The following is a 25,098-nucleotide window of genomic DNA, read 5'->3' on the forward strand; positions in this document are numbered from 1 at the left end:
GTTCTCCCCATGGTCGGGTTAGCATGCAGGTGCCTATCGTGGGGGCGGGGGCGCGTCTCGGCGCGCAGGGCACTGGACCGGGGACTACGTCGATACTGGAGTGAACATGAAGGCGCTCGCCTGGGCCAGAACGCATCCCAAGACACTGGCCTCAGCCGCAGTGGTGACGGTGGGCGCGCTGTCGATCGCGACGATGGCGATGGCCTACGAGGGCAACCCCACCACCGAGGTCGATCTGAACGACGGCGGTGTGTGGATCACCAAGACATCGCAGCTGCTCGTGGGGCACTTCAACAACGAGTCCACTCTGCTCGACGGCGGTCTGCGCACGGCCGGACAGGACTACGACATCCTGCAGGACGAGTCGACCGTCATGGTCGTCAACCGTGAGCAGTCGACGCTCACCCCGGTCGACCCGGCGACGGTCTCTCTCGGCGACGCGACGAGCATCCCCGGTTCCGCGAAGGTGGCCATGCACGGGCAGTCCACGGCGATCCTGGACCCGGCATCCGGCAAGCTCTGGGTCGTCTCGCCGCAGGCCCTCGGCGGGTTCGAGTTCGCCGGCGCCGATCCGCAGGTCGAACTCGGCAAGAATGCGGACATCACGGTCGGCCAGGACGGCACGGTGTACGCGGTGTCGCCCTCGAAGTCGGCGGTCTACACCATCCCCGTGTCGCCGCAGGGCGACGTGGAGAAGCCGACCTCGGCGTCTCTGGACGGGCTGACCGCATCGGCCAAGCCGACGATCACCGCGGTGGGAGGCACTCCGGTCGTGCTCGACCCCGCACAGGGCGCGGTGATGACGCCTGGCGGGTTCCGTACCGAGATCGCGGACGCCGACTCCGCAGTCCTGCAGCAGGCATCCGCTCCGGCCGGCGCGGTGGCGGTCGCCACGGCATCAGCACTCGTGCGCGTGCCGCTCGACGGAGGCAAGGCGGCCGAGACGAAGGCCAAGGGGCAGGGCATTCCCGCAGCTCCCGTGCAGGTTGCCGGATGCACGTTCGCCGCCTGGGCGGGCTCGGGCGCCTTCCTGCGCGACTGCGCGGGGGAGCGCGATGATCTGACGCAGAGGATCCCGAACCTGAAGCCATCGGCGAGCCTGAAGTTCCGGGTGAACCGGAACGTCGTCGTGCTCAATGACGTCGTGGGCGGCATGGCGTGGATCGCCACCGACAGCCTGCAGCAGGTGGACAACTGGAACGACATCATCCCGCCCGAGGGCGAGAACGAGCAGGAGGAGGAGAACACCACCGAGGAGACCGTGGTGACCTCCCTCCCCGAGCGCAGCGAGCAGAACACGAAGCCGGTCGCCGAGGACGACGAGTTCGGCGTGCGCCCCGGCGGCACGACGTTCCTGCCGGTGCTGGACAACGACACCGACGCCGATGGCGACGTGCTGGTCGCAGCGCTGTCGAGCAAGCAGCCGTCCGTGGGCGAGGTGCAGCCGATCAACAACGGCAGTGCCCTGCAGATCTCGGTGCCCGACGACGCGACCGGTGCAGCGAGGTTCGAGTACGAGGTCGATGACGGTCGCAAGGGCAAGGACACCGCGAAGGTGACCGTGTCGGTGCACGACTGGAGCGTGAACGCCGCTCCGAAGGCGAAGCGCAAGAGCGCCATCGCCGTCGAAGCCGGTGGCACCGTGTCGTACAACGTGCTGCCGGACTGGATCGACCCGGACGGCGACGATGTCTACCTCAGGAGCGTCACGGCGGCGGGCGGCGACGAGGTCGACTTCACCACCGACGGACAGATCACCTACCGTGCGGTCTCGAGCCCTCCTGGCCGGCACGAGGTGCAGGTGACTGTGGCGGATGCCTCGGGCGAGATGGCGAACGGGGTCGTTCAGCTCGACGTGCGCCCCGCCGGCTCGACCCTGCCGAAGACCAACGCCGACCACGTGGTCACCACGGTCGGCACCCAGGTGACGGTGTCGCCGCTGGCTAACGACACCAGCTCCAGCAAGGAGCTGCTGCGGCTCGCGAACGTCGACCAGGTCGAGGGCGCCACGATCGACCCCGACTACCCCAACAGGACGTTCACCTTCAAGGCCGACGCGGCGGGCACGTACTACGTGCAGTACCTGGTCACGGCGGGTGTTCCGTCGGCGCCGGGCCTGGTGCGCATCGATGTGCGGGAGCAGACCGACGACGACCTCGCACCGATCGCGGTACGCGACGTGGCGCTGCTGCCGACCGGCGGCGAGACTCTCGTCGGCGTACTGAACAACGACACCGATCCGGGTGGCGGCATGCTCGTGGTGCAGTCGGTGACAGTGGAGCCCGGCAGCGGTGTGTCCGTCTCGGTGCTGAACCATGAGACGCTGCGGATCGGCGACCAGGGCGGCCTGGACAAGCAGGTGCGCATCAAGTACCGCATCTCGAACGGCTCCAAATCCGCCGAGGGTGACGTCGTGGTGATTCCCATCCCGGCGCCCGACAAGATCTTGCCGCCGGTCGCGAACGACGACACGGCGATCGTGCGTGCAGGCGATGTGGTGACCATCCCCGTGCTCGACAATGACACGCATCCGAACGGTCTGGCGATGCACGTCGAGCCGACGCTGGTGGAGCCGTTCATCGATCCGAAGGACGGCGAGGCGTTCGTCTCGCAGGACAAGGTGCGCTTCCGCGCCGGCTCTGAGGCGAAGACGGTCTATGCCACCTACAACGTGGTCGACGCGAACGGGCAGGTGGATGCCGGTTACATCACGATCCAGATCCTCGCCGTGGACCCCAAACGGAACGACGCTCCTCGACCGCGCGACGTGACCGCGCGCACGGTGAGCGGGACGACGACGAACATCGCGATTCCGTTGGATGGGATCGACCAGGACGGCGACTCGGTCGAGCTGCTCGGCCTGGATTCGAACCCGACGAAGGGGCTCGTCACCGTCGAGCAGGACTATCTCGTCTACGAAGCGTTCGGCGACTCGACCGGAACGGACACGTTCACCTACAAGGTGCGCGACAATCTCGGCAAGGAGGGGATCGCGATCGTGCACGTCGGCATCGCCCCCGGCGAGGAGACGAACCAGGCGCCCTACGCGGTGAAGGATGCGGTGGTGGTGCGCCCCGGCCGCGAGGTCGCGGTGCCCGTGCTGGCGAACGACTCCGATCCCGAGGGCGACAAGATCGCGCTCGTGAAGAAGGGGCTCACACTGCCCGACGGTGTCCAGGGCCTCGAGGCGCGGGTGTCCGGTGACCGTGTGCTCGTGCAGGCGCCGAACGACGAGATCGAGACTTCGCTGAGGTACACGATCAAGGATGAGCGCGGGGCAGAAGCCACAGCAGTGCTGCAGATCACCGTCGACAAGGACGTGCCGCTGCAGTACCCGATCGCCCGCGACGACCGCGTCAAGTCCGAGGACGTCAAGGACGGCACGTCGGTCGACGTCGACGTGCTGGCGAACGACGAGGATCCGGACGGAACCACGGAGTCGCTGAAGCTGGCGGTCGAGGACAGCGCGAAGGTCCTTCCCGACCGGAAGGTCCGGGTGAAGATCGGCGATGAGCGCCAGCTGATCCGCTACACGCTCACCGACCAGGACGACCAGCAGGCATCCGCGTTCATCTACGTGCCTGCTCTGTCTGATCTGCGCCCGGTCGTGAAGCCGGGTAAGACGCTGGAGGTGTTCAGCGGAGAGACGGTCGACGTTCCGCTCGAGGACTACGTGTCTGTCGCCGGCGGTGGCGACGTCGTGATCACCGAGGCCGAGAAGGTGAGCGCGCCCAATTCCGATGGCAGTTCGCTGGTCAAGGATGCGCGGACACTGGTGTACACCTCGAAGCAGGGGTACTTCGGCTCGGATGCGCTGACGTTCGAGGTGACCGACGGCACGGGACCGGATGACCCGAAGGGCCGTAAGGCGACGCTGTCGATCCCGATCACGGTGCTTCCGCCGGACAACCAGCAGCCGACGTTCACCCGTGGCCAGGTGAGTGTGGCGCCTGGTGAGAAGGCGGTGTCGTTGAACCTCGCTGAGCTGACCGACGACCCGGATCCGAAGGATGCCGGGAAGCACACTTTCACCTATGTGGGCGGCGCCTCCGACGGCATCTCCGCACGCGTGCAGGGCGACCAGCTGCTCGTCGAGGCGTCCTCGAACGCGAAGAAGGGGACGGCCGCGACCCTGACCCTGAAGATCACGGACGGGCACACCGAACCGATCGAGGGCACGGTCGACGTGACCGTCGCCGCGTCCACGCGTGATCTCCCCACGGCCAACACGGACACCTTCCCGGAGGCGGACCAGGGCAAGACGATCACCGTCTCGCCGCTGGAGAACGATGTGAACCCGTTCCAGGGGGAAGGCGACCTGCGGCTGATCAGCGTCGATCGCCAGAGTGGCGACGGCGAGGCTGTCGTGTCGGGCAAGACGGTGAAGATCACGCCCTCGGCGAAGTTCGTGGGTACGCTGACGTTCCGTTACCGGATCGGCGACATCACCGAGGACCCGGATCGTGAGGTCGACGGGCTGATCGTGCTGACGGTGCAGGGCAAGCCGGATGCCCCTGGCACGCCGAAGGTCTCGAGTGTGCAGGACCGCAAGGTGGTGCTGTCCTGGTCGCCGCCCGCGAACAACGGCGCGCAGATCACCGGCTACACGGTGCGCTCGGTGCAGGGCGGCTCGTACCAGAAGCAGTGCACATCGACGACGTGCACCCTCGACGGCCTGACCAACAACGTCAAGTACGTCTTCGCGGTGACGGCGACCAACAGGGTCGGCGAGTCCGATCCCTCGCCGTCCTCCGGGGAGGCCCGTCCGGATGCGCGTCCTGACACCCCGGCGGCGCCGACGCTCACCTACGGCGACAAGCAGCTGACGATCAAGTGGAAGACACCCTCCACCCCCGGCTCGCCGGTGCAGTACTACACGGTGGAGCTGTCCGGTGGTGTCGGGGCGGGGCAGAAGACGAACCTCAAGGGCAACAGTTACATCTGGACGGGCCTGGAGAACGGCTCGTCGTACACGGCTCGGATCCAGGCGCACAACCTCGCGCCGGATGCCTCGACCTGGAGTCTGGACTCGCTGCCCGAGGTCCCGTCCGGCCCGCCGGCTAAGCCCGCGAGGCCGACGACGACCGAGCTGGCGGCGGTCGGAGACAGGGCGCAGATCGAGGTCAAGTGGACGGCACCGAATCCCAACGGCGACGCCATCGACGGCTATCAGGTGCTCGTGCTCCGCGGGGGCGCAACCGTGCAGACCCTCGACGTCGGCGCGGGCAAGAGCACACAGGCCATCGTGGTCGACACCTCGACCACCGCGTACACGTTCGAGGTGCGTGCCACGAACCGCTCCGGATGGGGGCCCTGGAGCGATCCGTCGACGGCCCGCCGCGCCGCGATCAAGCCGGGCAAACCCGGCACGCCGTCGGTGACGGCCGGCGATGGGAAGCTCGTCGTGAGCGAGTCGTCTTACACGCTGGCGGCGGGCGACATGAATGGGGCCAGCACCTCCGAGATGAAGTACCAGTACAGCCTGAGCGGCGGTGGCTGGGTTACCAACTGGGACGGCACCACGATCAAGACACCGAACGGCGTCGCGAAGACTGTGCGCATCCGAGCCGTGGCGACCGTGAGCGGCAAGCAGTACATCTCGGATCCGTCGAACGCCTCCGCGAGCCGTACGCCGTTCGGCAAGCCGCCGGCGCCGAACGTGTCTGCGAAGACCACCGGCAAGACGGTCACGTTCAGCTGGAGCGGCAACGGTGACAACGGTTCCAAGCTGACGGGAGCGCAGTACAGCATCGACGGCGGGGCCTGGAAGTCGGCGTCGGTCTCCAGCAGCGTGCCGGCGGGCAACGGCTACGGCCAGTCGCACTCCATCCGTGTGCAGGTGAAGAATGCGGCCGGTTGGTCGCCGATCGCCTCGAAGGCGGGCAACACCGAGACGCCGGCGGCGCGGGTCTGGGTGACGGAAGGCTCACCGGACGGGTCGTGCCTCAACGGATGCCGCGACTTCAACGTCCACTGGGAGAACCTGAGCATCGGCACCAAGACGGTGAAGTGCTACTCGAGCGCATACCCGAGTGGGATCAGCGGCTATACGTACGACATCAACTTCGACGGCAACGGCAGCAAGGAGATCGAGTGCCACCAGGGCCGCGATGACGTCTACGTCTGGATCGACATCATCGGCTGGGGCGGCTCGGTGGACACCGAGAAGACCTTCTGGCCGAGGCCGTAGCAGCGGCGCTCTCAGCCGCCGGTGCTTCGGATGGGGAGTTCTCCCCATCCGAAGCACCCAGCGCGCCCGGTTAGGATAAGCGGGTGCGGACCCTGGCCGGAGTCGACCGTCCCCCGCGCGCAGCATTCACTGCAGTTCCAGGGGGGAATGGATATGAAGGCGTTCGCGTGGGTCAGAACGCGCCCGAAGACGTTGGCCGCGGCCGCTGTCGTCACCGCAGGTGCCGTCGCGATCACGACGATGGCGATGGCGTACGACGGCAACCCGACGACCGAGGTCGAGCTGAACGACGGCGGTGTCTGGATCACGAAGTCGTCCAGTCTGCTGGTCGGGCACTTCAACAACGAGTCGACTCTGCTCGATGCGGGCCTGCGCACGGCGGGCGAGGACTTCGACATCCTGCAGGACGAGGCCACGATCGCTGTCGTCAACCGTGATGACGCCACTCTTGCGACGGTGAACCCGGCGACCGTGTCGCTGAACGATGCTGTGCCGATCCCGGGCTCGAGCAAGGTGGCGCTCGCGGAGAACACCGTGGCGATCCTTGATCGCGCGTCCGGCGGGCTGTGGGTCAATTCGCTGCAGGGCATGGCGAACTTCGAGTTCGCAGGCAAGAAGCCACTCGTCGAACTAGGCAAGAACGCCGACATCGCCGTCGGCCAGGACGGCACGGTGTATGCGGTGTCGCCTGCGGACTCCGCGGTGTACACGATCCGCGTCACTCCGCAGGGCGACCCGGAGAACCCTCAGATCTCCTCCGTGGACGGGCTGAAGGCGTCGAGCGAGCCGTCGATCACCGCCGTCGGCGAGACCCCGGTGGTCCTGGACGCGGCGCAGGGCGTCGTGATGTCGCCGGGCGGGTTCCGCACCGAGATCACGAATGCCGACTCCGCCGTGCTGCAGCAGCCCTCTGGCGCGGCAGACGCCGTGTCGGTCGCGACCGCGTCCGAGCTGATGGACGTGCCGCTGGACGGCGGTGACGTCGTCGCCACGAGCGCCAGGGCGCAGGGTGTTCCCGCGGCTCCCGTGCGGGTCGCCGGATGCGCCTACGGCGCCTGGGGCGGTTCGGGGGCGTTCGTGCGCGACTGCGTGGGCAAGTCCGCCGACCTCAAGCAGCAGATCCCGAATCTGAAGCCGTCGTCGAGCCTTCAGTTCCGAGTCAACCGGAACGTCGTCGTCCTGAACGATGTCGTGGGCGGCATGGCGTGGATCGCCACCGAGAGCCTGCAGCAGGTCGACAACTGGAACGACATCACTCCTCCGGAGGGCGAGACCGAGGAAGAGGAGAACACCACCGAGGAGACGGTGGAGACCTCCCTCCCCGAGCGCAGCGACGAGAACACGAAGCCGGTCGCCGAGGACGACGAGTTCGGCGTGCGCCCCGGCGGCACGACGTTCCTGCCGGTGCTGGACAACGACACCGACGCGGACGGCGACGTGCTGGTCGCAGCGCTGTCGAGCAAGCAGCCCTCGGTGGGCGAGGTGCAGCCGATCAACAACGGCAGCGCGCTGCAGATCGCCGTCCCGGAGGATGCCTCGGGCGCGGCGACGTTCGAGTACGAGGTCGATGACGGTCGCAAGGGCAAGGACACCGCGAAGGTGACCGTGTCGGTGCACGACTGGAGCGTGAACGCCGCTCCGAAGGCGAAGCGCAAGAGCGCCATCGCCGTCGAAGCCGGTGGCACGGTGTCGTACAACGTGCTGCCGGACTGGATCGACCCGGACGGCGATGACGTCTACCTCAAGGATGTCGTCGCGGCTCCCGGCGACGAGGTCGACTTCACCACCGATGGTCAGATCACCTACCGTGCGGTCTCGAGCCCTCCTGGCCGGCACGAGGTGCAGGTGATCGTGGCTGACGGTTCTGGCGAGCTGGCCAACGGGATCGTTCAGCTCGACGTGCGTCCCGTCGGCTCGACCCTGCCGAAGACCAATGCCGACCACGTGGTCACCACGGTCGGCACCCAGGTGACGGTGTCACCGCTGGCCAACGACACCAGCTCCAGCCGCGAGCAGCTGCGGCTGAACCGGGTGGACACCGTCGAGGGTGCCACGATCGAACCCGACTACCCGAACAAGACCTTCACCTTCCGGTCGAACACCCCGGGTGTCTACTACGTGCAGTACCTCGTGACAGCGGGTGTGCCGACGGCCACGGGTCTGGTCCGCATCGATGTGCAGGAGAAGACCACAGAGGATCTGGCGCCGATCGCCGTGCGCGATGTCGCGCTGCTGCCGACCGGTGGCGAGGCGCTCGTCGGTGTGCTGAACAACGACACCGATCCGGGTGGCGGCATGCTGGTCGTGCAGTCGGTGACAGTCGAGCCCGGCAGTGGTGTGTCCGTCTCGGTGCTGAACCATGAGACGCTGCGGATCGGTGACCAGGGCGGTCTGGACAAGCAGGTGCGGATCAAGTACCGCATCTCCAACGGCTCCAAGACGGCCGAGGGCGATGTCGTGGTCATCCCGATCCCCGCGCCCGACAAGCTGCTTCCGCCGGTCGCGAACGACGACACGGCCGTGGTCCGTGCGGGTGACGTGGTGACCATCCCGGTGCTCGACAACGACACGCATCCGAACGACGCGACCATGCATGTGCAGTCCGCGCTGGTGGAGCCGTTCATCGACCCGCAGGACGGCGAGGCGTTCGTCTCGCAGGACAAGGTGCGCTTCCGTGCCGGACCGAAGGCGAAGACGGTCTACGCGACGTACAACGTGGTCGATGCGAACGGCCAGGTCGACGCCGGCTACATCACCATCCAGATCCTCGCCGTGGACGAGAAGAGGAACGCTGCGCCGCGGCCGCGGGATGTGACGGCGCGCACGCTGAGCGGCACGACGACGAACATCGCGATCCCGTTGGACGGGATCGACCAGGACGGCGACTCGGTCGAGCTGCTCGGCCTGGATTCGAACCCGACGAAGGGCCGGGTGACCGTCGAGCAGGACTACCTCGTCTACGACGCATTCGACGACTCCACCGGCGTGGACACGTTCACCTACAAAGTGCGTGACCACCTCGGCAAGGAGGGCGTCGCGACCGTGCACGTCGGCATCGCCCCCAGCGAGGAGTCCAACCAGTCGCCGTACGCGGTGAAGGACTCGGTGGTGGTGCGGCCCGGTCGTGAGGTCGCGGTGCCCGTGCTGGCGAACGACTCCGACCCCGAGGGTGACGAGATCGCGCTCGTGAAGAAGGGCATCAAACTGGCCCCCGGCGTCAAGGGCTTCGACGCGCGCGTCTCGGGCGACCGCATCCTGGTGCAGGCGCCGGACCAAGAGGTGGAGACCTCGTTGCGGTACACGATCAGGGACGAGCGCGGTGCCGAGGCGACGGCCGTCGTGCAGGTGACCGTCGACAAGGATGTGCCGCTGCTGTTCCCGATCGCGCGCGATGATCGGGTCAAGTCCGAGGACGTGAAGAACAAGACGACGATCGACGTCGACGTGCTCGCGAACGACGAGGACCCTGACGGCGTCACCGACGCGCTGAAGCTGGACGTCGAGTCCGGTGGCAGGCTCCTCGAGAACCGCAAGGTTCGCGTCACGATCGGTGAGGAGTCGCAGGTGATCCGCTACTCGGTCACCGACCAGGACGACCAGACGAACGCGGCCTTCATCTACGTGCCCGCTCTCAAGGATCTGGCGCCGGTGGTCAAGGCGGGCGCCTCGATCGAAGTCGTCAGCGGCAAGACCGTCGAGGTTCCGCTGAACGAGTACGTGACCGTCGCGGGCGGCGGCCACGTGGTGATCACCGAGGCCGAGAAGGTCTCCGCATCGCATTCGAGCGGTGCGAACCTCATCAAGGACGACAAGACGCTCGTCTACACCTCCGCGGCAGGCTACTTCGGCCCGGACGCGCTGTACTTCGAGGTCACCGACGGCAACGGGCCCGATGATCCGAAGGGACGCAAGGCGACGCTGTCGATCCCGATCACGGTGCTTCCGCCCGACAACCAGCCGCCCACGTTCACCCACGCGCAGCTCAACGTCGCGCCGGGCGAACCCGCGGCATCCATCGACCTGGCACCGCTGGTCGACGATCCGGATCCCAAGGATGCCGGGAAGCACAGCTTCACGTACGTGAGCGGCGCGACCGGTGGCATCTCCGCCCGGATGGACGGCTCGAAGCTGCTGGTGGAGGCGTCGGCGAACACGAAGAAGGGCACCGGCGCATCGTTGACCGTCCGCGTCACGGACGGTACGACGGAGCCCGTCGAGGGCACCATCGACGTCGCAGTGACGGCGTCCACGCGGGAGCTCCCGACGGCGAACACCGACAGCTTCCCGGAGACGAACCAGGGTGAGAAGATCACCGTCTCGCCGCTGGCGAACGACGTGAACCCGTTCCTCGGCGAGGGGGATCTCAAGCTGATCCGCGCCGAGGTCGAGAGCGGATCCGGCTCGATCACGGTGCGCGGCGACCAGGTCGACGTGACGCCGGACGCGAAGTTCGTCGGAACGCTCGTGGTCCGCTACCGGATCGGCGACATCACCGAGGACGCCGACCGCGAGGTCGACGGCCAGATCGTGCTGACCGTGCAGGGCAAGCCGGATGCTCCGGGCAAGCCGAAGGTCTCGAGCGTGCAGGACCGCAAGGTCGTGCTCTCCTGGTCGCCGCCCGCGAACAACGGCGCGCAGATCACGGGGTACACGGTGCGCTCGGTGCAGGGCGACTCGTACGAGAAGCAGTGCACGTCGACGACCTGCACCCTGGACGGCCTGACGAACAACGTGAAGTACCTGTTCCAGGTGACGGCGACCAACAGGGTCGGCGAGTCCGAATCCTCGCCGTCCTCCGACGAGGCGCGCCCCGATGCGCGCCCGGACACGCCCTCCGCGCCCACCCTGGTCTACGGCGACAAGCAGCTGACGATCAACTGGGTGACGCCGTCGACGCCGGGTTCACCGGTGCAGTACTACACGCTGGAGCTCGTGGGCGGCCTCGGCTCCGGGCAGAAGACGAACCTCACCGGCAACTCGTACGTCTGGACGGGGCTGGAGAACGGCTCGTCGTACACGGCTCGGATCCAGGCGCACAACCTGGCGCCGGATGCCTCGACCTGGAGCATCGACTCGCTGCCCGAGATCCCGTCCGGTCCGCCGGCCAAACCGGCAGTGCCGACGACGGCGGAGCTCGCCGCGGTCGGTGACCGAGCGCAGATGCAGGTGAACTGGAAGGCGCCGGATGACAACGGCGACTCGATCGACGGGTACGAGCTGCAGGTGATCAACGGTTCCCGGGTCGTGCAGACGCTGCCGGTTCCGGCGGGCAGCACTTCGCAGGCCGTCGTCGTGGACACCTCCACGACCGCGTACACCTACAAGGTGCGTGCGCAGAACCGGTCGAACTGGGGCGATTGGAGCGACGCATCCGCGCCGCGCCGCGCCGCCATCAAGCCGGGCACACCGGGGACGCCATCGGTGAGCGCCGGTGACAAGCAGCTCGACGTCACCAAGGCGTCGTACACGCTTGCAGCCGGCGATCTGAACGGCGCCAGCACGACGGAGATGAGGTACGAGTACAGCCTCAACAACGGCGGCTGGCAGAGCAACTGGAACGGCTCCACCATCGCGGCGAGCAACGGCACCCCGTACACCGTGCGGATCCGCGCGGTCGCGAACGTCGACGGCAAGGACTACATCTCCGATCCGTCAGGATCGTCCGCCAGCAGGACGCCGTTCGGCATACCGCCGGCGCCGAACGTCTCCGCGACGAACAACGGGACGTCGATCACGTTCCGATGGAGCCCTAACGGGGACAACGGGTCCGACATCACCGGGGCGCGCATAAGCGTTGACGGTGGCGGCTGGCAGAGCGTCAGCAGCAACAGCTCGACGACCGCTGGCAACGGCTACTCGCAGAGCCACTCGATCCGCGTGCAGGTGCAGAACGCCCGTGGCTGGTCGGGCGACGGCTCCGCATCCGCGCGCACGAACGATCCGCCCCCGCCGCGGGTGTGGGTGACACAGGGTTCGGCGACCAGCTCGTGCGTCAACGGCTGCCGCAAGTTCGTCGTGAACTGGGAGAACCTCAACATCGGCTCGCAGACGGTGTACTGCCGGGCCGACTACGGCGCCGTGAGCGACTACCCCTACACGATCAACTTCAACGGCAGCGGACGCCAGGAGATCGGGTGCTGGCAGGGCCGCGACGGCGTGAACGTCTGGGTCGACATCTCAGGCTGGGGCGACAGCCAGGACACCGAGCCGAACTACTGGCCGAGACCATAGACGCACAGGCCGTGGGACTGAGGGCCGAGGACGGGGATGACTTCCCGTCCTCGGCCCTCAGCCTGCCCGGTCAGGATGCCCCGGTGCGCTGGCGGCCGGAGCAGGCCACCCGTCGCACGGCGTCCACGACAGCGGCGGCGAACCGGTGATGGGTAGTTCTCACCATCGCCGCGGTAACATGCGAAGTCGTAAGTTGGGGGAGGCGCTGCGAGGCGCCGCACATACGAATCCGACCGGAGAACGTCGAACTGGAGTGTGGATGATGGCGCTGTCGTGGCCGCGCGCGCCCATTCCCACTGGCAGGGTCGCCCCCGGCTCAATCACTCTCGAGATGATCGGCGGCGGACTGCGCGCCGCGCCGATCGAGAGCGGGCGCCCAGCCCGCGCACCAAGGAACTGAACGAACGAAGGATGAGCAGATGAGCATGACCCCCGAACAGGCGGCCTGGTTCCAGGGCACCTTCCACCGCCTCGTCGAGAACGTCGACAAGGCGCTGCAGGGCAAGAGCGAGATCGTCAGCCTGGTGCTTTCGGCGATGCTCGCCGAGGGCCACGTGCTGCTGGAGGACGCCCCCGGCACCGGCAAGACCAGCCTCGCGAAGGCTCTCGCCGCAACCGTGCAGGGCACCAGCAGCCGCATCCAGTTCACTCCCGATCTGCTTCCCTCCGACGTCACCGGTGTGACGATCTACGACCAGCAGGAGCACCGCTTCGAGTTCCATCGCGGACCGATCTTCGCGTCGATCGTGCTCGCCGACGAGATCAACCGTGCGTCGCCGAAGACGCAGTCGGCTCTGCTCGAGGTCATGGAGGAGTCGCGGGTCACCGTCGACGGCGTGACCCACGAGACCGGCCGTCCGTTCCTCGTGATCGCGACGCAGAACCCGGTCGAGCAGGCGGGCACCTACAAGCTGCCGGAGGCGCAGCTGGACCGCTTCCTGATCAAGACGTCCGTGGGCTACCCGACGCTCGAGGTCACCGAGAGCATTCTGGCCGGAGCATCCGTCCGCAACCCGGCCGCCGCGCTGGGCGCCATCATCACGACCGGTGCCGTCGCCGACATGGCCGACCTCGCAGCCACCGCCCACGTGGAGCCCGCCGTGCTGCGCTACGTCGCCGAGCTCGCAGAGGCCACCCGAACCGACCCCGCGGCCAAGCTGGGCGTCTCGGTTCGCGGCGCGATCGCCATGGTGCGCATCGCCAAGGTGTGGGCGGCCGCGCACGGCCGCCACTACGTGCTTCCCGACGACATCAAGGTGCTGATCCGCCCCGTGTGGCAGCACCGCCTCATGCTCGACGCCGAGGCGGAGTTCGCAGGGACGACCACTGAGACCGTCATCGCCCGCGTGCTCGACTCCGTCGCAGCACCGCAGGCCCGAGTGGCGGCCTGACGTGTCGGCGGAGACGCTCGCGACGCGGCAGGGCAGCGCACAGCCAGAGGCGGGGTGGCGCGACATCGCCGCCGTCGTCGCCTCCCGCGTCGGCGCGCGCCTGCAGCGCATCGCGAGCGTCGTCCGCCCGCTCGGTTGGATCCTCATCGCCCTCGCGATCGGCCTCTGGGTCGTCGGGCAGCTGCTGGGATGGCTGGAGTTCACGGTCGCAGGCCTCGTGCTCGCGCTGGTCGTCGTGATCTGCGCGCTGTTCCTGATCGGCCGCACCGAGTACGACGTCGCGCTCGACCTCGCTCGCACCCGAGTCGTCGTGGGTGAGCGGGCGGTCGGCGCGCTGACGCTGTCGAACCGCGGCAGTCGCGCCATCCTGCCTTCGCGCGTCGTGCTGCCCGTCGGTTCGGGGCGCGGCGAGTTCGGCATCCATCGACTCAGCCCGGGGCAGAAGGCCGAGGAGCTCTTCGCCATCCCGACCCAGCGCCGCGGCGTCGTGAAGGTCGGCCCGGTCAGTGTGGTCCGCGGCGATCCGCTCGGCCTGTTCGAGCGGGCGCGGCGCAGCGACGAGCCGGTGGACCTGTTCGTGCATCCGCAGACAACGATGTTCGGCGGACAGTCGCTCGGCTTCCTCCGCGACCTCGAGGGTCTCCCCGCCGCTGACCTCTCCCGCGACGACGTCTCCTTCCACGCGCTGCTGGAGTACCAGCCCGGCGACGATCTGCGACACGTGCACTGGAAGTCCACCGCACGCACCGGAACGATGATGGTGCGGCAGTTCGAGGAGACCCGGCGCTCGCACTTCGTGATCGGCCTCTCCACATCCGACCGCGACTACCGCACAGAATCCGACTTCGAGCTGGGCATCTCGGTGGCCGGCACCATCGGCCTGCGCGCACTGCGCGACTCGCAGCGCGTCGACGTGCGGGTTCCCGGCAGGGAACTCGCGTCCGGGACGGGCAAGCAGCTGCTCGACTCGCTGTCCGCAGTCGAGGAGTCCAAGCATCGCGACGGCGGCATCGCCGACCTCGCCGGCGTGATCGCCGCGACTGTGCCTCTGGCCAGCGTCGTCGCGCTCGTGTGCGGCTCCGCCGTCTCGAACGACGATCTCCGCATCGCCTGCGCCCGGATGCCGTTCGGTGCCAAGGCGCTCGCCGTGGTCGTCGACGGCACGCTCGCCCAGCCGGAGCTGCGTCGCATCGGCGAGGCCGACGTCATCACCATCGGAGCACTGGACCAGCTCCCCCTGGCACTTCAGAAAGTCCTGTCATGACCGCGAAAGCGATTCTGCCGCTGCGACGGTGGCTGATCGACCTCGGCGCCTCTGCGCTGCTGGTCGGTGCGGCACTCGCCGGCTTCTGGCCCACGTTCGGAGGACCGGGCTTCCTGCCCGCCGCGATCGGCGGCATCCTGCTCGGCCTGCTCGTGGCCGCGGTGTGCGCCTGGCGGGGCTGGGGCATCCTCATCGTCGCCGGTCTGACCGTCGTCGCCTACTTCGTGTTCGGCGGTGCGCTGGCGCTGCCGCAGACCACGATCGTGGGCGTCGTGCCGGGGCTCGACACACTGACCGGCCTGGCGTTCGGAGCCGTGACCAGCTGGAAGCAGCTGCTCACCACCGTGGCCCCGGTGTCGGTGGTCGACGGATTCGGCCTGGTGCCGTTCCTCGTCGCACTGGTCGCGAGCGTCACCACGGCATCGCTCGCGCTGCGCCTGCGGCGCCCGGGCTGGGCGCTGATCCCGGCCGGTGCGGCGTTCGGGCTCGTGATCGCACTCGGCGTTCCCGATCCAGCGTTCCCGCTGGTCCAGGGCATCGTCTTCTCCGTCGTCGCCGCGGCCTGGGTGTCGCTGCGCACCTGGTGGGCTCCGCAGGACGGCGTCATCGAGGCGGCCGCAGCCGACCCGGCGCGCGGTGCGCAGATGCGGATGCGTCGGCTGCTGGGCGCGACCGCGGTGCTGGCGATCGCGGCAGGGGCGGGCGTCGCAGCCAGTGCGGTGGCCGCGCCCGCACAGCCGCGCCACGTGTTCCGCGACGTGATCATCCCTCCGTTCAACATCCACGACTACGCGAGCCCGCTGCAGTCGTTCCGCAAGAACGTCCGCGACGAGCTCGACGAGACGCTGTTCACAGCGACCGGCCTGCCCAAGGGCGCGCGCATCCGTCTCGGGGCGATGGACGAGTACGACGGCGTCGTCTACAACGTGACCGACGGCGGCCCCGGCACGTCCAGCGCCTTCACGCCGATCCGCACGAACATGTCGCCTGACGCCGAGGGCATCCCGGCGACCATGCGCTTCACGATCGGCGACTACAAGGGAGTGTGGCTCCCCGACACGGGGTCGGTCTCGCAGATCACGTTCGAGGGCGATCGCGCCGAGGATCTGCGCCGCAACACCTACTACAACCCGTCGACGGGCACCGCCGTCGCCGTCCCCGGGCTGAAGAGGGGCGACGCCTACACGCTGCAGACGATCCTGCCGACCGCGGTCGAGGACTCCCAGCTCGCCGACGCGAAGTTCGGTGTCGTCCCCAAGAGCAAGCAGACGAACGTGCCCGAGGATCTGGCCACGCTCGCCGCGGAGACCGTCGAGGACGCGAAGACCCCCATCGAGCAGGTCCGTGCGCTGGAGACCTTCCTCGCCGAGGGCGGCTACTTCAGCCACGGCCTCGAGGGCGAGGTCATCTCGCGGGCCGGGCACGGCGCGGAGCGCATCACGACGCTGCTCGGCGGCCAGCAGATGATCGGCGACGACGAGCAGTACGCGGTCACGATGACGCTGATGGCGCGCGAGCTCGACATCCCCGCTCGGGTGGTCATGGGGTACTACCCCGACGAGGACCACGCGAAGGACAAGGTGTTCAAGGCCACCGGCGACGACGTGCACGCCTGGGTCGAGGTGAACTTCGAGGGCTTCGGCTGGCTGCCGTTCGACCCGACTCCGCCGGAGGACAAGGTCCCGAACCAGCAGAACACCAAGCCCAAGGTCGACCCCAAGCCGCAGGTGCTGCAGCCGCCGCCCCCTCCGCAGGAGCCCGTCGACCTGCCGCCGACGCTCCCCGACGATCGAGAGCCCGAGGACGACTCGGCGAACATCTGGGGCATCATCGGCGCCATCCTCGCGATCGGCGGGATCTCGCTCGGCGTGATCGCCCTGCTCGCCTCTCCGTTCATCGTGATCGGTGCGTGGAAGGCTGCTCGCCGGCGCAGCCGCCGCAATGCCGAGAACACGGCCGACCGCATCAGTGGCGGTTGGGACGAGCTCACCGACCGCGCCAGCGACTACGGCGCGCACACCGCGCCGGGCGCGACCAGGATCGAGGATGCGGCGACGGTGGCCTCCACGCTCTCCGTCCCGTCGGTCACCGCGCTGGCCGACCGCGCCGATGCGCAGGTGTTCGGTCCGACCGACCCGACACCTGAGGACGTCGACGCGTTCTGGCAGGAGGTCGACGGCATCGTCGCGGGCATGGGCGCGGAAGCCGGCTTCTGGAAGCGACTGCGTGCGCGACTGAACATGCGCTCGCTGCTCGGCGGCGGCGTGATGGCGGCCAAGCTCGGCGAGCTGAAGGATGCCGCGGCTGCGCGCGTTCGCCGCGATGGTGGCACGATCGACAAGAACCCCTCTGCAGCCCCCGATTCTGCAGCTCCCGAGAGCGAGACCAAATGACGACACCGCCCTTCGGACAGGTCGCGCCGGTGAACCGGCGCGTGCTGGCCTATGTCGTGGACGCACTGATCGCTGCGGGGCTGATGATCGTGCTCACGATCGTCGTCGTCGTGATCGCGGCGACGGCCGGACCCGACAAGATCCTCGTCGTGACCGCTGTCGGATACGGGATCATGTCGCTGGTGATGCTGGCCTGGCTGCTCGTGTACACGGCGATGCAGGGCGGCAGCGGATCGATCGGGATGCGTGCGCAGGGCCTGCGCCTGTCTCGGGCGACGGAGGACGCACCGCTGGGATTCGGCAAGGCGCTGCTGCGCAACCTGGTGTTCGGTGTGACCGCCTGGATCGTGGTCGGGTACTTCTCGCCGCTGTTCGACGGTTCCGGCCGGTTCCAGGGCTGGCACGACAAGGCCGCCGGTGCGCTGATGCTGGATGCGCGGGTCTCGCCGGCGCCGGCCGCGCCGGCAGCCCCGGCCGCGCCGCAGACGACGGCGATGCCCGCCGCCCCGATGCCGGCTGCGCCGAGCGCCGCGATGCCTCCCGCACCGACGGCGATGCCCGCTGCGCCGACCGCGGCGATGCCGATCCCGCCGCGTCCGCCGATGCCGGTTCCGTCCGCACCCGCTCCCGTGGCGCCGGCGGCCGCCGGCGTTGCGGACCTGGATGAGACGGTCGTCTCTCCGAGCACTCCGGCGGCGCCCGCTCCGGCGGAGGCGCTGATCGCGTCCGTCCCGGGCGTCACCCGTGACTCCACGCCGGCCGAGCCGGTGCAGCCTCCGGCCCCCGCAGAGGAGTCGCGTGTCGCCCCGGCCGCGCCCGTGCGCCCCGAGCCCGAGCCTGAACCCGCACCGGTGCAGCCCGTCGATCCCGACGAGATCGAGGACACCCGGATCAGCATCCCCGGCCATCGCCTGGTGTTCACCTGGGACGACGGCAGCCGCGTCACCGTCTCGCGGCGCACGATCTTCGGGCGCAACCCCTCGCCGGAGGACGGCGCGGTGATCGTGCCTGTCCGCGACGAGACGCTCTCGCTGTCTAAGACGCACTTCGAGGCGGCGTCCGAGGTCTCCGGCGGCTGGATCATGGACCGCCACTCCACCAACGGCATGACGATCGTGCGCGACGGCGTGCGGATCGCCTGCGTGCCGGGCGAGCGCACGCGGGTGCGCCTTGGCGATGTCATCGAGATCGGCGACCGCGTCGTCACGATCGGCGGATACGCATGATCCCTCCCATCGTCGTCTCGTGCGGCTGGGCCACCCACGCGGGGCTGCGCCGCACCCTGAACGAGGACTCCCTGCTGGTCCAGGCGCCGCTGTTCCTCGTCGCCGACGGCATGGGCGGGCACCAGGCCGGGGAAGAGGCCAGTGCGGGAGCGATCCAGGAGTTCGCCGGTCTGGTCGGACGTCCTGTCGTCGGGCTCGACGATGTGCGGTTCGCGATCGCGCGCGCCAAGATCCGCATCGACGCGCTCTCGGATGCCGGCACCGGGCGCGCAGGCACGACGTTGAGCGGCGTCGCCGTGGCATCCGTCGACGGCGTCGGCTATTGGCTCGCCGTGAACATCGGCGACTCGCGCACCTACCGTCTCGCCGACGGCGAGCTCGAGCAGATCACCGTCGACCACTCGGTGGTGCAGGAGCTGATCGACGCCGGTGAGCTGCTCGAGTCCGATGCGCGCGGAGACCGCCGGCGGAACATCATCACGCGCGCGCTGGGCGCGGGCAGCACCGGCGAGGCGGACTACTGGATGCTGCCGGCGGAGACCGGCGACCGCATCCTGGTGTGCTCGGACGGGCTGTCCTCGGAGGTCGGCGATGACGTCATCGCGCGGATCCTCTCCCAGCACACAGACCCGCAGGTCGCTGCGGACCATCTCGTCGCCGCTGCTCTGGAGCAGGGCGGACGTGACAACATCACGGCGGTCGTCGTCGACGCCGTGCATGTCAGGACGCGCCCGGAGGGCGCGGGGGGCGACGACACCATCGACATCGACGTCGACACGCTGCCGCGTGCCGAGGCCACCGGAGGAGTGCAGTGATGCGAGCGGGATACGAGTTGGGCACATGGTGGTCGCTGATCGGGCGCACCAGCGTCGTCGTGCTGCCACCGGACGCCGATGACCGCCTGGTCGACGGCCTCTGGGACGTGATCGAGGGCGGCGTCGGCATGAGTGCCATCGTCGACGTGCTGACCAGCCATGTCGGAGGCGTGTTCGCGGCGATCCCGCCGTTCGTCGCCGTCGTGCGCGAGGGCACAGACCTGCGCGTTGCGGTGCGCGGCCGGGTGTCGGCGCGCGTGACCGACACGGACGGCGACGAGCGCACCTTCACCGGCGCCGAGGTCACCACCTGGAGCGAGCACTTCGTGCCTGGTGGATCCGACGCGGAGATCCTGGTCGACGAAGACGTCAACGGCCGGGTGCTGCCGATCGCGCACGGCGTGATCACCGCCGCCAGGATCACGCTCGATTTCACGCAGGAGGATGCCGCGGCTGCGCCGCTCCCCGTGCCCGCAGCGGAGCCCGTCACCGAGGTCGAGCCGGTCTTCGTGCCTGAGCCGGTTGCGGAGCCGGAGCCGATCCTCGTCCCGGAGCCGGAGCCGGAGCCGGAGCCCGTCGCCGAGATCGAGCCGGTCTTCGTGCCTGAGCCGGTCGCTGAGCCGGAGCCGAACGTCGTCCCGGAGCCGGTCATCGAGCCGGAGTCAGAACTCGACCCCGCCCCGCAGACCGACCCCTTCGAGACGCTGGGCCTCACCGGAGGGCTGGACGAGGACGTCGAGTCGACGATCGTCAGCGCGGCGTCCCTCGCCGCACCGGTCCCGCCCGTACCGCCCGCTCCGCCGGCACCGGGTGACCATGACGGCGCAACGATCTCGCTCGCGCAGCTGCGCGCCATGCGCGGGGAGGGTGCGGTACCCCCGCTGCCGCCCGCGCCGGTCGTGCCGGATGCCGCCACCGAAGTGCTCGACGTCCCGGTCTCCGGGCGCGGGCGCATCCGCATGTCCACCGGTCAGGTGGTCGAGCTCGACCGCCCCGTGATCATCGGACGGCGTCCGCGGTCGACGCGTGCGAGCGGTGACAACCTGCCGCACCTGATCGCCGTCGACAGCCCGCAGCAGGACATCTCGCGGAGCCACCTCGAGATCCGCCCCGAGGCCGGTTCCTGCGTGGTGATCGATCTGCACACCACGAACGGCTCGACCCTGCTGCGCACCGGTGCCGACCCGGTGCGGCTGCACCCCGGTGAGCAGAACGTCGTCGTCAGTGGTGACACCGTCGACCTGGGCGACGGGGTGACGATCACGTTCGAGGATCTGCCGTGAGCCGTCCGCCGTCAGCACCGCCCGCACTGCCCGGGTTCACCTACCTCGACCCGCTGGGCACAGGCGGGTTCGCCGATGTGTTCCTGTACGAGCAGGAGATGCCGCGCCGCAAGGTCGCGGTGAAGGTCCTGCTCGCCGACCGGATCACCGACAGCGCGGCGAAGGAGTTCGCCGACGAGGCGAACGTGATGGCGATGCTCTCCACGCATCCCGCGATCGTCACGATCTACCAGGCCGGCGTCGCCGGCGACGGCCGGCCTTATCTGGTGATGGAGTACTGCCCCAGGCCGAACCTGCAGCTGCGTGCGCGCCGCGAGCGCTTCTCGGTCGCCGAGGCTCTGCGCGTCGGCATCCAGGTCGCCGGAGCCGTCGAGACCGCGCACCGCGCGGGTGTGCTGCACCGCGACATCAAGCCGGCCAACATCCTCGTCACCGAGTACAACCGGCCGGCGCTGACCGACTTCGGCATCGCCTCGACGACGCAGGGCGTCGGCGAGGCCACCGGCATGTCGATCCCGTGGTCGCCGCCGGAGTCGTTCGGCGATCCGCCCTCGGCCACGCCCCGATCGGATGTCTGGGCGCTGGGCGCCACGGTGTACACGCTGCTGACCGGGCGCTCGCCGTTCGAGCAGCCTGGCGGACGCAACTCCGGTGCGGATCTGATCGAGCGCATCGAGCGCTCGCCGCTGCCGTCGCTGGCACGGGCCGACGCCCCTGGCAGTCTGCAGGCGGCGCTCGAGAAGGCGATGGCGAAGAACCCCGCCGATCGCTACCCGAGTGCGGTGGCGTTCGCCCGTGCGCTGCAGAAGGTGCAGATCGAGCTGTCGCACTCCGTGACCCCGGTCGACATCGTCGATGACCAGCCGCATGAGGGCGGCGTCGAAGAGGACGACGACGGTCTCACGCGGGTGCGCGAGATCGTCAGCATCGAGCCGACCCGTCCGTCGGCGACGACCGAGCGCAAGCATCCGGCACCCGGAATCTCCGCGGGCGACGTCCCCGCGGACACCCCCGCGTTCACCTCGGCACCGGCATCCGCTCTGGACGCGTCCGCGCTCGAGGCGACCGTGCAGCGCGGGCGTCCGTCGGATACCGCACCCACGGCATCCGACGACGATGACGACGACCGCACGATGCTGCGCGCTCCGCGCGTGCTGTCACCGGATGCGGCGCAGCCGCAGCAGTCCCCGCAGCCGGCGCCCGCGGCGGCGCCCGAGCCCGTGGCAGCGCCGCCGGCACAGCGTCGCGGCATGCCGGTGTGGGCCTGGGTCGTGGCATCCGTCGTGCTGGTGGTGGCGATCATCGGCGGAGCCTGGTGGGCCGGCGGAGCGCTGAACAGCGCGGCGCCGAAGCCGACGCCGAATCGCACGGATGTGGATCCCGATCCGCCGAACCCGATCCCCGACTACGTGCCGCAGGTCGAGGACCTGAACGGTGTCCGTCAGGGCGACAAGGTCGTCTTCACCTGGAAGAACGCCGACCCGCAGGAGGGCGACTCCTACATCTGGGCGCCGGTCACTCTGGAGGGCAACGGAGAGTCGGTCCGCACCGACGAGCCCACCGCGACGATCGACGCCCAGCCCTCCGGGCCCACCTGCATCGAGGTGGTGCTCCGCCGCGACAAGGGCCGCGGCTCGGATGCGGTGCGGGAGTGCACGGAATGACCGACGAGGAGCTGCAGACCGACGCCCAGCCGATCGTGAAGCCGGCCTCGCCCGGGCAGGTCACGGTCGAGTTCGCGGGCGAGTACTTCCCGGTGCTTGCGGGTGGCCGCTTCACCGTCGGCCGCGAGGGCGACCTCGCGATCGACGACAACCTGTTCCTGCACCGGCACTTCCTCGACATCTCCGAGGAGCAGGGCCTGTGGTGGCTGGCGAACGTCGGGACGCGGCTGTCCGCCTCGGTGACGGACGCGTCCGGCGGCGTGCAGGCCTGGCTCTCGCCTGGCGCGCGGCTGCCGCTGGTGTTCGCCCTCACCACGATCGTGTTCTCGGCCGGCCCGACGACCTACGAGCTGGTGGTGCACTCCACGCAGCCGAAGTTCCGTCCGGTGCGCCAGGAGCTGCTCGAGGGCGACTCCACGATCGGCGAGGTGCCGCTCACGCTCAGCCAGAAGCTACTGGTGGTGGCGCTGGCCGAGCCGATGCTGCGCCGCGACGGCACCGGGATGAGTGCCATCCCGTCGTCCGCCGCCGCGGCCGAGCGCCTGGGGTGGACCGTGACCAGGTTCAACCGCAAGCTCGACAACGTGTGCGACAAGTTCGATCGCATCGGCGTGCCCGGCATGCGCGGCGGAGTGCGCTCCGGCGCCACGAACCGCCGCGCTCGACTGGTGGAGTACGCGGTCACCTCGCGCCTGGTCACCCGTGACGACCTGCCGCTGCTCGACCAGGATCACGAGACGGAATCGGAGAACGACGCGGAATGATCTGGGAGGTCGACAGCGGAGAGAAGGCGATCGAGGGGCTCGATGCGCAGGGGCGTCCCGACCCGGGCTACGCCAGGGCGCTCGGCCTCGTACCGGCGCGGACCGGGATGCGGGTGCTGTCGACCCTGACCGAGATCGTGCTCGCCGTGCTGCTGGCGCTGCCCGCGACGCTGGTGCTCGTGCCGATCCTGTCGTCCATCGCAGCCGGGACCTTCGACGGCGTGGCCTTCGGGAAGCGCGGAGACCTGATCTGGCTGCTCGTCGCGGTGATCGCCTCGAACGTGCTGATCACGGCATACACGCTCGTGCAACTGATCCTGCACGGCCGCAAGGGCGTGACCCTGGGCAAGGCGATCTTCGGCATCCGTTCGGTGAACGTGCGCACGCTGGAGCGACCGGGGTTCTGGCGCGGTGCGGTGGTGAGGTATCTGATCCTCGGCGCTTCGTTCGTCGTTCCGCTGTTCGGCCCGCTGCTGGTCATCGTGATCTCACCCTTCCTCGACTCGGAGCGTCGCGGCCGCGGCTGGCCGGACCTCGTCGCCGCGACCTGGTTCATCGATGTGCGGAAGGGACTCGACCCCTACGACGTCAAGCGGATGCGCATCGCGCGAAAGCAGCAGACCGTCACCCTGCACGAGGAGAAGGCGCCGCTGCCCTCGCTCGCGACGGCCGTGGACCGCCCCGGCACGGCCGAGTACGTGCCGACCGGCCGCTTCTCGGGCGGAGTGCTCGGCGCGCGTCGTCTGAACACCGCGCAGGATGCCGCGGCGCCTGCCGCGCCGTCGGCGGGCGGGGGGCTCGCCACACCGTCGAACCCCGCGCCGGCACCGACGGCGGCCCCGGCGTGGACCCCGGCATCGGGTGCGTCTCAGACGCCCTCGCCCGCACCGTTCGCGCCGGCCGGCACCGCGGCGGCGATGGGGATGATCACGGGCGTGCCCTCGTTGAAGCCGCAGGCCGAGGGAGCGGTGCCTGCGCCAGTCGCGCCCGCTCCGGTATCGCCGGCGGCGGCCTCTGCGCCGGCGCCGCGGCCGTCGGCAGCGGCGAACCCTGCGACTCCCGCGCCCGCGCCGGCCGCGTCTGCACCCGCTGCTCCTGGCCCGACCGCCTCCGCGTCGGCTGCTCCCGCATCGGCGGCTCCCGCTTCGGCTGCTCCTGCCCCGGCCGCCTCCGCGTCGGCTGCTCCTGCGTCGGCGGTTCCCGCGCCGGCGGTTCCCGCGCCGGCCGCTCAGACGCCCGCCTCGGCTGCCGCTCCTGCGGCCGCAGAGACGCGTATCCCCGCCGAGACGCTGATCCCGGTGGAGACGGTGGCCCCGGACGAGGCTGCGCCTGCGTCTCCCGCGCCCGGCGCTCGCCCTTCCGACGCTTCCGCATCCAGCGCTCCCGCGCCTGGCGCTGCCGGGTCCGGCGCTCCCGCGTCCCCGGCTGCCGCTCCTGCAGCGGCACCAGCAGCTGCCGCAGGGCGCACGCCGACGGGCGGCACTGCGGCATCCGTCCCGCGCGCGGTGATCGTGCTGGACACGGGGGAGCGCATCGAGGTGCGGGCGACCGTGCTCATCGGGCGCTCGCCGAAGCCGGCCGACGGCGAGGGCTCCGTTCAGCTGGTGCCGCTCGCCGACGACAGCCGCTCCGTGTCGAAGACGCACCTGGCGATCATGCCCACCCGTCGCGGCCTGCTCGCGGTCGACCGTGGGTCGACGAACGGCTCCGCCGTGCTGCGCGCCGGCGTCGAGACGCCACTCGTGCCCGGGCAGCCCCAGCCGCTCGTCGCCGGCGACAGCGTGCGCTTCGGCGACCGGATGCTGCGGATCGATCAGCCGTGATCGCCCGCCCCGAGACATCAGGCACTGTCACTTCACGCCCCGACACCCCAGAGG

At 69.5% G+C, this 25,098-nt stretch carries 12 protein-coding genes; all 12 read left to right on the plus strand.

Annotated features, from left to right (window positions below):
• The first annotated feature begins 106 nt into the window (after positions 1-106).
• The 12 genes from ACFVDO_RS17655 (at position 107) to ACFVDO_RS17710 (ending at position 25,044) form a co-directional block, all read left to right on the plus strand.
• On the plus strand, positions 107-6,190 hold the full coding sequence (locus ACFVDO_RS17655; RefSeq protein ID WP_378858992.1) for an Ig-like domain-containing protein: 6,084 nt from the start codon (positions 107-109) through the stop codon (positions 6,188-6,190).
• A 153-nt stretch (positions 6,191-6,343) separates the two neighbouring features.
• Positions 6,344-12,421 carry an Ig-like domain-containing protein gene (locus tag ACFVDO_RS17660; RefSeq protein ID WP_378858993.1) on the plus strand — a complete coding sequence of 2,026 codons (6,078 nt, stop codon included), beginning with the start codon at positions 6,344-6,346 and terminating at the stop codon, positions 12,419-12,421.
• 11 nt (positions 12,422-12,432) lie between these two features.
• Entirely contained in the window at positions 12,433-12,570 is a 138-nt protein-coding gene (locus ACFVDO_RS17665) for a hypothetical protein (protein WP_378858994.1), read from the plus strand.
• Positions 12,571-12,840: 270 nt separating this feature from the next.
• The gene (locus ACFVDO_RS17670) at positions 12,841-13,812 is read left to right on the plus strand and encodes an AAA family ATPase (protein WP_378858995.1); all 972 of its coding nucleotides are present in this window, start codon (positions 12,841-12,843) and stop codon (positions 13,810-13,812) included.
• A gap of 1 nt (position 13,813) precedes the next feature.
• On the plus strand, positions 13,814-15,076 hold the full coding sequence (locus ACFVDO_RS17675; RefSeq protein ID WP_378858996.1) for a DUF58 domain-containing protein: 1,263 nt from the start codon (positions 13,814-13,816) through the stop codon (positions 15,074-15,076).
• Positions 15,073-17,469: a transglutaminaseTgpA domain-containing protein gene (locus ACFVDO_RS17680; protein WP_378858997.1), complete on the plus strand. Its 2,397-nt coding sequence runs from the start codon at positions 15,073-15,075 to the stop codon at positions 17,467-17,469. Before ACFVDO_RS17675 ends, ACFVDO_RS17680 begins: the two co-directional genes overlap by 4 nt.
• Positions 17,466-18,695: an RDD family protein gene (locus tag ACFVDO_RS17685; RefSeq protein ID WP_378858998.1), complete on the plus strand. Its 1,230-nt coding sequence runs from the start codon at positions 17,466-17,468 to the stop codon at positions 18,693-18,695. The genes ACFVDO_RS17680 and ACFVDO_RS17685 overlap by 4 nt, the downstream gene beginning before the upstream one ends.
• On the plus strand, positions 18,692-19,510 hold the full coding sequence (locus ACFVDO_RS17690; RefSeq protein ID WP_378858999.1) for a PP2C family protein-serine/threonine phosphatase: 819 nt from the start codon (positions 18,692-18,694) through the stop codon (positions 19,508-19,510). Before ACFVDO_RS17685 ends, ACFVDO_RS17690 begins: the two co-directional genes overlap by 4 nt.
• Complete coding sequence (locus ACFVDO_RS17695) at positions 19,510-20,793, plus strand: FHA domain-containing protein (protein ID WP_378859000.1); 1,284 nt, start codon at positions 19,510-19,512, stop codon at positions 20,791-20,793. The genes ACFVDO_RS17690 and ACFVDO_RS17695 overlap by 1 nt, the downstream gene beginning before the upstream one ends.
• Positions 20,790-22,457, plus strand: a complete 1,668-nt coding sequence (locus ACFVDO_RS17700) for a serine/threonine-protein kinase (RefSeq protein WP_378859001.1) — start codon at positions 20,790-20,792, stop codon at positions 22,455-22,457. The genes ACFVDO_RS17695 and ACFVDO_RS17700 overlap by 4 nt, the downstream gene beginning before the upstream one ends.
• On the plus strand, positions 22,454-23,221 hold the full coding sequence (locus ACFVDO_RS17705) for a hypothetical protein (protein WP_378859002.1): 768 nt from the start codon (positions 22,454-22,456) through the stop codon (positions 23,219-23,221). The genes ACFVDO_RS17700 and ACFVDO_RS17705 overlap by 4 nt, the downstream gene beginning before the upstream one ends.
• A complete protein-coding gene (locus ACFVDO_RS17710; protein ID WP_378859003.1) occupies positions 23,218-25,044 on the plus strand; it encodes an RDD family protein in 1,827 nt (608 codons plus the stop codon). The genes ACFVDO_RS17705 and ACFVDO_RS17710 overlap by 4 nt, the downstream gene beginning before the upstream one ends.
• Positions 25,045-25,098: the final 54 nt, after the last annotated feature.

Source organism: Microbacterium sp. NPDC057741 (assembly GCF_042798735.1).
Classification (GTDB): domain Bacteria; phylum Actinomycetota; class Actinomycetes; order Actinomycetales; family Microbacteriaceae; genus Microbacterium.

Bases quoted from the DNA above. Each gene is read 5' to 3' on its own strand.
- ACFVDO_RS17685 (WP_378858998.1), top strand. From the start codon at position 17,466: ATGACGACACCGCCCTTCGGACAGGTCGCGCCGGTGAACCGGCGCGTG.
- ACFVDO_RS17670 (WP_378858995.1), top strand. From the start codon at position 12,841: ATGAGCATGACCCCCGAACAGGCGGCCTGGTTCCAGGGCACCTTCCAC.
- ACFVDO_RS17655 (WP_378858992.1), top strand. From the start codon at position 107: ATGAAGGCGCTCGCCTGGGCCAGAACGCATCCCAAGACACTGGCCTCA.
- ACFVDO_RS17695 (WP_378859000.1), top strand. From the start codon at position 19,510: ATGCGAGCGGGATACGAGTTGGGCACATGGTGGTCGCTGATCGGGCGC.
- ACFVDO_RS17660 (WP_378858993.1), top strand. From the start codon at position 6,344: ATGAAGGCGTTCGCGTGGGTCAGAACGCGCCCGAAGACGTTGGCCGCG.
- ACFVDO_RS17710 (WP_378859003.1), top strand. From the start codon at position 23,218: ATGATCTGGGAGGTCGACAGCGGAGAGAAGGCGATCGAGGGGCTCGAT.
- ACFVDO_RS17705 (WP_378859002.1), top strand. From the start codon at position 22,454: ATGACCGACGAGGAGCTGCAGACCGACGCCCAGCCGATCGTGAAGCCG.
- ACFVDO_RS17690 (WP_378858999.1), top strand. From the start codon at position 18,692: ATGATCCCTCCCATCGTCGTCTCGTGCGGCTGGGCCACCCACGCGGGG.
- ACFVDO_RS17680 (WP_378858997.1), top strand. From the start codon at position 15,073: ATGACCGCGAAAGCGATTCTGCCGCTGCGACGGTGGCTGATCGACCTC.